A 12597-nucleotide genomic window follows, 5' to 3' on the forward strand; every position below is an offset into this window, starting at 1 on the left:
CTGTTTGCAAACCCGCCAAATCATATCCCGAATTTGGCGTGTTGAAATCAAAAAGCATTGTACCTGCCCCATTTTCGTACCAAAACCCGGTGGAGCACGCGTGCGGCGGAGTTTATCGTGGCGTTTCAGTGGAGGTCACTCCTCATTGCGTCGATGCTGGTCGCGGCGGCGGGGCCTGCCGGCGGCGCGCGCGCGGCCTCCGCGGAGCCTCAGGTTCCGGTGCTCTGGGACGCCAAGGAGCGGTTGCCGAAGCCGGACCTCTCGGCGCTCCCCCGGCTGAGATTCCTGACCACCACGGATTTTCCACCCTTCAATTTCATCGACGGCACCGGAAAGCTGGCCGGTTTCCACATCGATCTGGCGCGCGCCATCTGCGCCGAACTCGGAATCGTCGACAAATGCCAGGTCCAGGCCCTGCCCTGGGCCGAACTGGAGGGAGCACTGGAGAAAGGCGAAGGCGAAGCGATCATCGCCGGCATCGCGGCGACGCCGCAATCGCGCCAGACATATCTCTTCTCGCGTTCCTACCTGCAGTTTCCGGCGCGCTTCGTCATGCCGAGGAACATCGCGCTGACCGGACCCATCTCCGGCAAGCTGCGCGGCAAGCGGGTCGGGGTGATATCAGGCTCGGCGCATGAGCGCATGCTGCGCGACTATTTCAACACCGTCCAGGTCGTGGCTTTCGACAAGCCGGAAGACCTCTATGCCGCCCTCAAGGCCGGCAAGCTCGACGCCGCCTTTGGCGACGGCATGCGCCTGGCCTTCTGGCTCGGCGGGTCGGACGCGGCGGACTGCTGCCGCTTTGCCGGCGGTCCCTATCTGGCGCCGGAATATCTGGGTACCGGAATGGCCATCGCCACCCGGCTAAACGATCCGGCGCTGGCCGCGGCGCTCGATTACGCGCTGCAGGAGATCTCGATGAAGGGTACGTTCGCCGAATTCTACCTGCGCTATTTCCCGGTCAGTTTTTACTGATCCGGTCCCGGTCAGTTTTTACTGATCCCGGTCAGCGTTTTCTGATCCGGTCGACGCCCGTTTCAGGTGCACGGGAGATCGCGGCGCCCTAAGTCAATGTGCGCAGCCGCGCCTTGGCGGCACGGGCGATGGCGGCGACGGTCAGCGTATCGAGGTCGAGTTCGCGGCGGATGAGTTGCAGCACCCGCACTTCCTCCAGGCGCATTTCTAGGTCGACGGCAGCCACCTCGAAGGCGGCGGCATAGGCGGTGTCGCGCAAGCGCTCAGGCAGGGCCTTTGCGACGCGCGCCAGCACGCCTTCCAGCCCGCCTTTTTCGTGCAGCATCTTCTGGCAGGACTGGGCGACCCCCACCAACCGGTCTTGATTGAAATCCTCGAACACCGGCCATGTGCGCACGACATCGCCGATCCGGGCCAGTTCGAGATCGGTCATGTCGCTGTCGGAGGCCGAGGTGATGACCATCAGGTAGATCAGCGCTTCATGCGGTGTCGGCACTATCTTCTCCTTGAACAGAGACCCGAAGGTAGGGACGCGCTATTGACGCCGCAAGGAAAAAGCGCCGCACGCGTTGACGCTCCGGCCACGCACGCCTAGAGACCGCGCTGAACTCCACCTTCCGGCCATGCCGGCGAATGATATGGAAGACGTTGATATGGCGGGATCAAACATCGTCGATCTCAATCCCGAATTGCTGGCGGCCGCGGCCGAGAGCAAGGCCTGGCCTTTCGAGGAAGCCAGGAAGATCATCGCGCGCTACAAAGGCACCGATTTCCCCGAAACCATCCTGTTCGAGACAGGCTACGGTCCGTCCGGCCTGCCGCATATCGGCACGTTCGGCGAGGTGGCGCGGACGTCGATGGTGCGCCATGCCTTTCGCGTCCTGACCCAGGACAAGGTCGCGACGCGGCTGCTGTGCTTTTCCGACGATATGGACGGCATGCGCAAGATACCCGACAGCGTGCCGGACCGCGCGGCGCTGGAGCCCTACCTGCACATGCCGCTGTCGTCGGTTCCCAATCCGTTCGGCGGCGACTTCGCGAGCTTTGCCGATCACAACAATGCCATGCTCTGCCGCTTCCTGGACACGTTCGGCTTCGACTATGAATTCGCCAGCGCAACGCAATACTACAAGACGGGCCGCTTCGACGCGATGCTGCTGCGCGCCGCCGAACGCTATGAAAAGATCATGGCCGTGATGCTGCCGACGCTGGGCGCCGAACGGCAGGCGACCTACAGCCCGTTCCTGCCGATTTCGCCGAAGAGCGGCCGCGTGCTGTATGTGCCGATGAAGCATGTCGACGCAAAGGCCGGCACCATCACCTTCGACGATGAAGGCACGGAGACGACGCTGTCGGTGACCGGCGGCCGGGTGAAGCTGCAATGGAAGCCCGATTTCGGCATGCGCTGGGCGGCCCTGGGCGTCGATTTCGAAATGTTCGGCAAGGACCACCAGACCAATGCGGTGGTCTATGACCGCATTTGCGACATCCTGGGCGGCCGGGCTCCGGAACACTTCGTCTACGAACTGTTCCTGGACGAGAATGGCCAGAAGATCTCGAAGTCGAAGGGCAACGGGCTGACCATCGACCAGTGGCTGGCCTATGCGCCGACCGAGAGCCTCGGACTCTACATGTACCAGCGGCCGCGACAGGCCAAGAAGCTCTATTTCGATGTCATCCCAAGGGCGGTGGACGAATATTATGCCTTCCTCGCCGCGTATCCACGGCAGGACTGGAAGGAGCGGCTGGGCAACCCGGTCTGGCACATGCATGACGGCAACCCGCCGGCGATCGACATGCCGGTGCCGTTCTCGCTGCTGCTCAATCTGGTCAGCGCCTCGAACGCGCAGAACAAGGACGTGCTGTGGGGCTTCATTTCGCGCCATACACAAGGGGTAACGCCGGAAACGCACCCGGAACTCGACCAGCTCGTCGGCCATGCGATCCGCTATTTCGACGATTTCGTGAAGCCGGCGAAGACCTTCCGGCCGGCCGACGACGTCGAGCGCGAAGCGCTGGAAGCCCTCGACAAGGCGCTTGGCGAACTGCCGGCGGACGCCAATGGCGAGGCGATCCAGAATGCTTCACTCAACGCTGCGCGCAGGATCGAACGCTACCAGGATCATTCCAAGCAGAGTCCCGAAGGCGGACCAGGCGTCTCGGGCGCGTTCTTCCAGATGATCTATCAGGTGCTGATCGGCCAGGAGCGCGGACCGCGCTTCGGGTCGTTCGCGGCGCTCTACGGCATTGCCGAAACGCGGGCGCTCATCGGGCGGGCGCTGGCGGGTCAGTTGGTGTGAGGTCGCCGTCGACGTCTTCCAGGATCGAACTCGGCGCCTGAGGCGCCGGGCTCGTTTCGGCTGGCATCGCCGGCATGCCCGACAAGTTCGGAGCCACCCCGAAAATTCCCTTCTTGGCGGTGCGCGCCATGTTGCCGGCCTCGACATACGGTCCGCCCCTGGCGGCGCGCGCCCAGCCGTTTTCGACCAGCCATTGACCGACATCCTGCTTGCCGATCCGGCATTCGGCGGCGATCACGTCACGGCCGCCCTCGGGCGGAACCGTGCAGACCACCGCGCGGCCCCGCAGGAAAGCGCGGAACGCCGACCGTGCCCGCGCGCCGCACGGCCAGGTCTTGCCATCAGTGTCGCAGGTCTCGTCCTGCCTGACGATGTCGATGCCGGACACCGCCACCGAATAACCCTTCGCCTCGATCAGGCCCGCGGACGGAGCCATCGGCTGGAACAATTTTGTGCCGTTCCAGTCGTCGGGCATTTTCGGCTTGGGCGGCACGGCCAGCGCCAGCTTGCTCAGCGGCGCGCGCGGTTCGACGCGCTCAAGCCCCTCGGCGGGCAGCGAAGGCGGCGCAACGATCTCCGGGTCGATCGCTCTCGAATGAAAGGCCGGTCCTGGCGGCTCTGGAGCAGGTATGGCGGAGGTGGCTGGTTCTTCAGGAACCGTGTCGGCGCCTTCTCCCACGGCCACATCGGCGCCTGGATCGATCTGATCCACCGCGATGACGCTGTCCCCGCCTTTGACGGTGCGACCGCCAGCGATCACCATGGCCGCCATCACAGGGACCATCAGGACCGCAAGGGCAAGATGAGGGAGCCGCATCGGCCGGACCTACTGGCTTGCCCAGACGATCCGCGCCACCCACTCGACATCGCGCATGGGGATGTCGCGGTCCGGATGATCGGGATTGAGCGAGACCAGTGCGATCGACCTTGTCGTCTGGCGGTCAAGCACCTTGGCCATCACCTCGCCGGCGATCGTCTTGACGACGACGCGGTCGCCCTTGCGGGTCGTTGCGCCCGGCTCGACGATGAGGACGTCGCCATCGCGGTACAGCGGCAGCATCGAATCCCCCTGCACCTGTAGGGCATAGGCGCTTTCGGTGGATTGCGCGGGCAATTCGACCAGGTCCCAGCCCTGGCCGGCCGGAAACCCGGCATCGTCGAAGAAGCCGCCGGCGCCGGCCCGGGCGAAGCCGAGCAATGGCACGGAGCGCCTGGCGCCGGCCGATGCGGCATGGATGGAGACCCGGCCTTCGATGAGCCCGGTGAATTCGTCGAGCGAAGCGCCCGTCGCCTCGATGATCTTGGCCAGCGATTCGGTCGAGGGCCAGCGCGGCCGGCCATCCGACGACAGGCGTTTCGACTTGTTAAAGGCGGTCGAATCGAGCCCGGCGCGCTTTGCCAGCCCCGAGGCCGAAAGCGAATAGCGCTCGGCAAGAGCGTCTATGGCGGCCCAGACTCGGTCGTGCGAGAGCATGACGTGCTCTCCTTCGATGCAGGAAAAAATACCTTTTTCTTCTAGTCCGCGGATAATGGTTTGTCCACCGCCAACCCTGCCGCGCCCGCCGCCATTTTGTGTCCGCAGGATTGCGGTTCGCGCAGTCAAGCTCCGCCCTTGGCCAAGCCGCGAAGGCCATGGTGCGATGTCATGAAATCCTGCTCCGCCTGCGTCAGCGGTCGTGGCTTCGCCTTGTGGCCGAGGGCCGCGACAACCTCGTCAATGTCGATGAAACGGCGGGCCTTGCGGTCGTAGACGCCGGCTGTCGTCAGGATCAGCGCCGCCGTCTCGCCATTGTCGAGGACGAAGCGATGCCTGCCTATGACCTGCGTGCCCTCCCAGGTTTCGATCGATGACACCACTTCGAAGCGGCGCCACAGCCTGATCTCGCGCGCGTAGACCGATTGCAGCCCGCCCATCATGGGCGCCCATCCGTTTTTCCGCGCCAGCGTGATGAGGCCGGCACGAACGAACAGGTCGATGCGGCCAAGATCGGCCAGCATCATGTAGCGCGCATTGTTGAGATGGATGTTGAAATCGATGTCTGTCGGCAGGCAGCGAAAGGCCAGCCGACCTTCACCGCCCATCGAATAGGGGCCACGGCTTCGCGCCGTGGCCAGCATGCGCGCCATGCGCGCCCAGACATACATTACAGCGCCGCGTGTCCTGTTGGACGCGCAAAGGACGCTGTCACACTTGCGACTCTGCCCATGCGTCAGGCGGCCTGCTTCACGTTGCCCTTGGCATAGGGGTCGAAGCGCTCATAGAAGGTCTCGCCCTTCTCGGCCATGTCGACCAGCAGCCTTGGCGCCTTGAACTCGGCGCCGTACTTCTTCCGCAAGCCCTTGGCGATCTTGACGAATGCCTTGGCGCCGATGCCGTCGATGTAGGACAACACGCCGCCGGTATAGGGCGCGAAGCCGAAGGCCAGGATCGAGCCGACATCGGCCTCGCGCGGATCGGTGACGATGCCTTCTTCCATCACCCGCACCGCCTCCAGCGCGATGGTGACCAGCAGCCGCTGCTGGACTTCCTCATAATCGACCTTCTCCGGCTTGAGCTGCGGGTAGAGATCCCTGAGGCCGGGCCACAGCTTTTTCTTGGCCGGCTTGGCGGGATAATCATAAAAGCCCTTGCCGTTCTTGCGGCCGAAGCGGCCATGCTCGTCGACCATGGTGTTGATCAGCGCCATCTGCTCGGGATCAACCGCATCGTCGCCGAGATCCCTGATCGTCTGCTTCATGATCTTCTGGGCGAGATCGATGGCCGTCTCGTCGGTGAGGGCCAGCGGGCCGACCGGCATGCCGGCGGCCTTCGCCGCATTCTCGATCATCGGCGCCGGCACGCCCTCGATCAGCATCTTATAGGCTTCCGACATATAGCGAAGCACGCAGCGGTTGACGTAGAAGCCGCGCGTGTCGTTGACGACGATCGGCGTCTTCTTGATGGCGCGCACGAAATCGATCGCGGTCGCCAGCGCCTTGTCGCCCGTCTTCTTGCCCAGGATGATTTCGACCAGCATCATCTTGTCGACCGGCGAGAAGAAATGAACGCCGATGAAATTCTTCGGCCGCGACGAATTCTTCGCCAGGTCCGTGATCGGGATGGTCGACGTGTTGGACGCAAAGATCGCCGAGGCCTTGAGCACCGACTCCGCCTGTTCGGTGGCGCTCTTCTTGACGCCGGAATCCTCGAACACCGCCTCGACCACGAGATCGCAACCGGCAAGGTCGGCATAGTCTGATGTCGGCGTGATGAGCGACAGCAGCTTTTCCTTCTCCTCGGGCTTGGCGCGGCCCTTTTTCACCTGATCCGAGATCAGCCCGTCGGAATGCGCCTTGCCCTTGGCGGCCGACTCCAGGTCGCGATCGAGCAGCACCACCGGGATGCCGGCCTTGGCCGTCACATAGGCGATGCCGGCGCCCATGAAGCCGGCGCCGAGAATGCCGATCTTCTTGAACCTGGTTTCGGGCACGCCTGCCGGGCGGCGCGCGCCCTTGTTGAGTTCCTGCAGCGAGACGAACAGCGAGCGGATCATCGCCGCCGCTTCCCGGGTCCGCATGATCTCCGTGAAATACCGCTGCTCGATGCGCAGGCCGGTATCGAACGGCACCAGCAGCCCTTCGTAGACGCATTTGAGGATCGCGGCGGCGGCCGGATAATTGCCATGGGTCTCGCGCCGCAGGATGGCTATGGCCGGTGGCCAGAGATTGAAACCGGCGGGTGAATAGATCTGGCCGCCGGGTAGCTTATAACCCTTCTCGTCCCAGGGCTGGACGGCTTTGAGACCATTCCTGATCATCGCCTTGGCGGTCTCGACCAGCTTGGCCGGTTCGGCGATCTCGTGGATGAGCCCCATCGACTTGGCCTTTTGCGGCGACAGCGTCTGGCCGGAGGTCAGCATCTGCAGCGCCTGCTGCTGGTCGGTCAGCCGCGGCACGCGCTGCGTGCCGCCGGCGCCGGGGAAGATGCCGATCTTCACTTCGGGAAGCGCCATCCGGACCTTGTCGCCGTCGGCGGCGACGCGGCCGTGGCAGGAAAGTGACAGTTCGAAGGCGCCCCCCATGCAGGTGCCGTTGATCGCCGATACCCAGGGCTTGCCGGACGTTTCCAGCTTGCGAAACAGGCCGGTCATTTTGCCGGCATTTTCGAAAAGCGCCTTGGTGGCCTTCTCGACATCCTGGTCCTTTTCGGCGGCGAAGGCGGTCAGCATCTTCTGCAGCATGGTGATGTCGGCGCCGCCCGAGAACGTATCCTTGCCGGAGGTGATCACCGCGCCCTTGATGGTCGCGTCGCCGGCGACCTTGTCGACGATGCTATCGAGTTCCCGCATCACCTCTTCGGTGAAGACGTTCATCGAACGGCCGGGCATGTCCCAGGTGACAAGGGCAATGCCGTCGGCGTCGGTGTCGAGGGTGAAATTGGTGTAGCTCATGGTTTATCTCCCCGTCAGACGCGTTCGATGATCGTTGCGGTGCCCATGCCGGCGCCGATGCACAGCGTCACCAGCGCGGTGTTCAGGTCCCGGCGCTCGAGCTCATCCAGCACCGTGCCCAGGATCATCGCGCCGGTGGCGCCGAGCGGATGGCCCATGGCGATGGCGCCGCCATTGACGTTGATCTTGTCGTGATCGATGTCGAAAGCCTGCATGTAGCGCAGCACGACCGAGGCGAAGGCCTCGTTGAGCTCGAACAGGTCGATGTCGGACAGCTTCATCTTGGCGCGCTTCAGCAGCTTCTCGGTGACGTCGACCGGGCCTGTCAGCATCAAAACCGGCTCGGAGCCGATGTTGGCGAAGGTACGGATGCGCGCGCGTGGCTTGAGCCCCATCGCCTTGCCGGCCTTCTTCGAGCCGAGCAGCACTGCGGCCGCGCCGTCGACGATGCCTGACGAATTGCCGGCATGATGGACGTGGTTGACCTCCTCCACCTCTGGATGCTTCTGCACCGCAACCGCATCGAAACCGCCCATTTCGCCGGGCATGACGAAGGACGGATTGAGCGATGCCAGCGACTGCATGTCGGTCGAGGGCCGCATGTGCTCGTCATGATCGAGGATGGTGATGCCGTTCTGATCCTTGATCGGAATGACGGACTTGTTGAAGCGGCCGTCGGCCCAGGCCTTGGCCGCGCGCTTCTGGCTTTCCACGGCGTAGGCATCGACGTCGTCGCGCGAGAAGCCGTATTTGGTGGCGATCAGGTCTGCCGAGATGCCCTGCGGCACGAACCAGCCAGGCAGGCCGACGGACGGGTCCATGAACCAGGCGCCACCCGAGGCGCCCATGCCGACGCGCGACATGGATTCGACACCACCGGCAATGACGATGTCGTCGGCGCCCTGCGCGATCTTGGCGGCGCCCAGATTGATGGCGTCCAGACCCGAAGCGCAGAAGCGCGAGATCTGCATGCCGGGCGCCCGGGTGTCGTAGCCGGCCTCGAAGGCCGCAGCACGCGGAATGACCGCGCCGGCCTCGCCGACCGGATCGACGCAGCCGAAGATGATGTCGTCGACGGTGCCGGTGTCCAGCCCATTGCGGTCGCGCAACGCTTCGAGCGTCTTGGCGGCTAGCCGGACGGCCGGCACCTCGTGCAGCGAGCCGTCCTTCTTGCCCTTGCCGCGCGGCGTGCGCACGGCGTCATAGACATAAGCCTCAGCCATTCTTCTTGCTCCTTGGGTTTATCGGACGCCGCTCAGAGCGAGCGCCCGATCAGCAATTTCATGATCTCGTTGGTGCCGCCATAGATGCGCTGGACGCGAGCGTCGCGGAACATGCGGGCGATCGGATATTCATTCATGTAGCCATAGCCGCCGTGCAATTGAAGGCATTCGTCCACGACTTTTCCCTGCAGGTCGCTGAGCCAGTACTTGGCCATCGACGCCGTCACCGGATCGAGCCCGCCGGCGATGTGACGGGTGACGCAATCATTGTAGAAGACACGGCCGATGGTGGCCTCGGTCTTGAGCTCGGCCAGCTTGAACTGGGTGTTCTGGAAATCGATGATCGCCTTGCCGAAGGCCCGGCGTTCCTTGACGTAGTTGATGGTGAGAGCCAGCGCCCGCTCGATCATGGCGACGGCGCCGGTGCCGATCTGCAGCCGCTCCTGCGGCAATTGCTGCATCAGTTGAACGAAACCCTGCCCTTCCTCGTGGCCGAGCAGGTTCGAGGTCGGCACGCGCGCGTCGTTGAAGAAAAGTTCGGACGTGTCATTGGCCTTGAGGCCGATCTTGTCGAGGTTGCGGCCGCGCTCATACCCTTCGACATCGTCGGTCTCGACGACGATCAGCGAGGTGCCCTTCGCCCCCTTGTCGGGGTCGGTCTTGGTCACGACGATGATGAGATTGGCGAGCTGGCCATTGGTGATGAAGGTCTTCGAGCCGTTGATCTTGTACTGGTTGCCGTCCTTCTCGGCCCGCGTCCTCACGCCCTGCAGGTCGGAGCCGGCGCCGGGCTCGGTCATGGCGATGGCGCCGATCAGCTCCCCGGTCGCCAGTCTCGGCAGCCACCGCTTCTTCTGCTCCTCCGAGCCATAGTGGAGGATGTATGGAGCCACGATTGCATTGTGCAGGCCGATGCCGAAGCCGTCGACGCCGACATGGCCGATGGCCTCGATGATGGCGCTCTCATGCGCGAAGGTGCCGCCGGAGCCGCCATATTCCTCCGGCATCGAGGCGCAGAGCAGGCCGGCGGCCCCCGCCTTCAACCAGCTTTCGCGGTCGACCATCTCGTTCTTTTCGAATTCGTCATAGCGCGGCGCAATTTCCTCCGACATGAAGCGGTGCGCCATGTCGTAAAGCATGCCGACCTCGTCCGCCGCCCACGCAGGTTTGGGCAAAGAGAGCACTTCGGCAGGATTTGTCGCCACGATTTCCTCCGCGTATCTTAAAGACAGGGCACGGCAGCGCCGGCGTGCGAACCCTAGAACGCTTCCGCCGGCAGTGCCATCAACGTCTCGGCGCCACTCGAAATTCGGGCGAGATGAGCGCTGGTTTCCGGCATGATCCGCTCCATGAAGAAGCGGGCCGTCACGACCTTGTTGTCGTAGAAAGACTGGGAGCCGTTGGCGCCGGTCTTGCCCTGCGCCGCCTTGGCCATCTGCGCCCACATGTAGCCCAGCGCCACAAGACCAAAGAGATGCATATAGTCGGTCGAGGCGGCGCCGGCATTGTCTGGCTTGGCCATGCCGTTCTGCACCAGCCACATGGTCGCCGCCTGCAGGTCGTTGAGGCCCTTTTTCAACCCCTTGGTGAACGGCGCCATCTTTTCGTCGGCGCGGTTTTCCTCGCAGAATTCGCCGACCTCCTTGAAGAAGGCCTGGATGGCGCGGCCGCCGTTCAGACCGAGCTTGCGGCCGACGAGGTCGAGCGCCTGGATGCCGTTGGCGCCTTCATAGATCATGGCGATGCGGGCATCGCGCACGAACTGGCTCATACCGTGCTCTTCGATGTAACCGTGACCACCGAACACCTGCTGCGCCATGACGGCATGATCAAAACCCTTGTCGGTGAGCACGCCCTTGACCACCGGTGTCAGCAGGCCGGTGTAGTCGTCGGCGGCCTGGCGGTCCTTGTCGTCGCCGGACCGATGAGCGATGTCGGACTTGATGGCTGTCCACAGCGCGAGCGCGCGCCCGGCTTCATTGAACGCCTTCATGGTCATCAGCCCGCGGCGGATGTCGGGATGCACGATGATCGGATCCGCTTTCTTGTCGGGCGCTTTCGGCCCCGACAGTGAGCGGCCTTGCAAGCGGTCCTTGGCATAGGCGACGGCGTTCTGGTAGGCGATTTCCGACAGAGCCAGCCCTTGCAGGCCGACGCCGAGGCGGGCCTCGTTCATCATCGTGAACATGGCCTTCAGACCGCCATTCGCCTGGCCCAGCAAGGCGCCTTCGGCCTCGTCATAGTTCATGACGCAGGTCGAATTGCCGTGGATACCCATCTTCTCCTCGATCGAACCGCAGGAGACCGCGTTCCTCTCCCCCGGATTGCCTGATGCGTCGAGCTTGAGCTTCGGCACGATGAAGAGAGAAATGCCCTTGGTGCCCTCCGGCGCCCCCTCGATGCGGGCCAGCACCAGGTGGACGATGTTGTCCGCCATGTCGTGTTCGCCGGCCGAGATGAATATCTTCTGGCCCGAAATCCTGTAGGTGCCGTCGCCGTTCGGAACCGCCTTGGTGCGCAGCAGGCCGAGATCGGTGCCGCAATGCGGCTCGGTCAGGTTCATAGTGCCGGTCCAGGCGCCCTCGACCATCCTGGGCAGCCATCTGGCCTTTTGCTCGTCGGTGCCGTGGGTGATGATCGCCGCGATCGCGCCCTGCGTCAGGCCCGGATACATCATCAGCGACATATTGGCCGACACCATGTACTCGGCGACCGCGGTGTGCACCGCGTAAGGCAGGCCCTGGCCGCCGAACTCGACCGGTGCGGCCAGCCCCATCCAGCCGCCCTCGCGATACTGGTCGAAGGCTTCCTTGAAGCCCTTCGGAGTCGTCACCGAGCCGTCGTCATGGCGCAGGCAACCTTCCATATCGCCAACGCGGTTGAGCGGATGCATGACGTTTTCAGCAAGCTTGGCGCCCTCCGCGAGGATCGCTTCGAGAACATCCGGCGTGGCGTCGGCAAATCCGGGAAGGTTCGAATAGCGCTGATAGCCCAGCACCTCATTGAGCACGAACAGCGTGTCCTGGACGGGCGCCCTGTAGATCGTCATGCTTTTCCTCCGAATGCGGATTGGCCACAGATCAAGCCATGACGGCAAGCGGGCCATGTTGAGGTCGGAATAGCAAGAATTGACGTTTGCGTAAACGTCAATTCTTTGTGTTGGGAAAAAATTTGGCTGTCTTACCAGCGAGTCTCGCAAGCGCGGATGAGCGGCGAGGGTCTTCATCGCGGTCCGCCGCGCGACAGAAAAAAGCCGCGCGGCAAGGCCACGCGGCTCGATTCGATGGAAGTGGTAAGCCTTAGCTCGCGGCGCTGGCCTGCGGCGCCGACCGTTCACTGAGCATCTGGCGCACGGCCGACATCGAACCGCCAAGCTCGTTGATCGCGTCGTCGATCAGCGCCCGCTGCTTTTGCAGGCGGGCAAGCTGCTTTTCCGACTTTTCCAGTGCCAGCCTCAGCTGCTTGGTGTTGGAGCCTGTCGGATCGTAGAGGTCCATCATCTGCTTGACGTCGCGCAGCGAGAACCCGACCTTGCGGCCGAGCAGGATCAGCTTCAGCCGAGCCTTGTCGCGCCGTGTGTAGAGACGGGTGGCGCCATCGCGCAGCGGGTTGAGCAGGCCCTTGTCTTCGTAGAAACGCAGCGTGCGCAGCGTCACTCCGTATTTCTTG

The 12597-nt window shown here is 63.6% G+C and carries 11 protein-coding genes; 2 read left to right on the top strand and 9 right to left on the bottom strand.

Translation table 11 applies throughout. From position 1 onward, the window contains the following. Positions 1–117: 117 nt before the first annotated feature. Positions 118–975, top strand: a complete 858-nt coding sequence (locus WC739_RS11545) for a transporter substrate-binding domain-containing protein (protein WP_372953161.1) — start codon at positions 118–120, stop codon at positions 973–975. Positions 976–1063: 88 nt separating this feature from the next. Here WC739_RS11545 and WC739_RS11550 read toward each other — a convergent pair whose 3' ends face one another. Then, on the bottom strand, positions 1064–1471 hold the full coding sequence (locus tag WC739_RS11550) for a tellurite resistance TerB family protein (protein WP_372953162.1): 408 nt from the start codon (positions 1469–1471) through the stop codon (positions 1064–1066). Positions 1472–1628: 157 nt separating this feature from the next. Here WC739_RS11550 and WC739_RS11555 point away from each other — a divergent pair, with 157 nt between their 5' ends. Next, a complete protein-coding gene (locus WC739_RS11555; RefSeq protein ID WP_372953163.1) occupies positions 1629–3275 on the top strand; it encodes a lysine--tRNA ligase in 1647 nt (548 codons plus the stop codon). Here the strand turns inward: WC739_RS11555 and WC739_RS11560 are convergent. From WC739_RS11560 to WC739_RS11595, 8 genes are all read right to left on the bottom strand, one after another. Next, positions 3241–4092 carry a thermonuclease family protein gene (locus WC739_RS11560; RefSeq protein ID WP_372953164.1) on the bottom strand — a complete coding sequence of 284 codons (852 nt, stop codon included), beginning with the start codon at positions 4090–4092 and terminating at the stop codon, positions 3241–3243. The two genes, WC739_RS11555 and WC739_RS11560, sit on opposite strands and share 35 nt — an antisense overlap. Before the next feature lie 9 nt (positions 4093–4101). Beyond that, the gene (locus tag WC739_RS11565) at positions 4102–4749 is read right to left on the bottom strand and encodes a helix-turn-helix transcriptional regulator (RefSeq protein ID WP_372953165.1); all 648 of its coding nucleotides are present in this window, start codon (positions 4747–4749) and stop codon (positions 4102–4104) included. Between the two features lie 125 nt (positions 4750–4874). Next, positions 4875–5420, bottom strand: coding sequence for a thioesterase family protein (locus tag WC739_RS11570; protein ID WP_372953166.1), 546 nt, complete (start codon positions 5418–5420; stop codon positions 4875–4877). 65 nt (positions 5421–5485) lie between these two features. Next, positions 5486–7705, bottom strand: coding sequence for a 3-hydroxyacyl-CoA dehydrogenase NAD-binding domain-containing protein (locus WC739_RS11575; protein ID WP_372953167.1), 2220 nt, complete (start codon positions 7703–7705; stop codon positions 5486–5488). Positions 7706–7719: 14 nt separating this feature from the next. Then, positions 7720–8928, bottom strand: a complete 1209-nt coding sequence (locus WC739_RS11580) for an acetyl-CoA C-acetyltransferase (protein WP_372953168.1) — start codon at positions 8926–8928, stop codon at positions 7720–7722. Between the two features lie 32 nt (positions 8929–8960). Continuing rightward, a complete protein-coding gene (locus WC739_RS11585) occupies positions 8961–10133 on the bottom strand; it encodes an acyl-CoA dehydrogenase family protein (RefSeq protein ID WP_372953169.1) in 1173 nt (390 codons plus the stop codon). Between the two features lie 53 nt (positions 10134–10186). Continuing rightward, positions 10187–11977: an acyl-CoA dehydrogenase gene (locus WC739_RS11590; protein ID WP_372953170.1), complete on the bottom strand. Its 1791-nt coding sequence runs from the start codon at positions 11975–11977 to the stop codon at positions 10187–10189. Between the two features lie 250 nt (positions 11978–12227). Next, on the bottom strand, positions 12228–12597 hold a 370-nt coding region (locus tag WC739_RS11595), incomplete at its 5' end, for a MerR family DNA-binding transcriptional regulator (RefSeq protein WP_372953171.1).

Origin of the sequence: Mesorhizobium sp., assembly GCF_041661565.1 — a bacterium.
GTDB lineage: Bacteria > Pseudomonadota > Alphaproteobacteria > Rhizobiales > Rhizobiaceae > Mesorhizobium.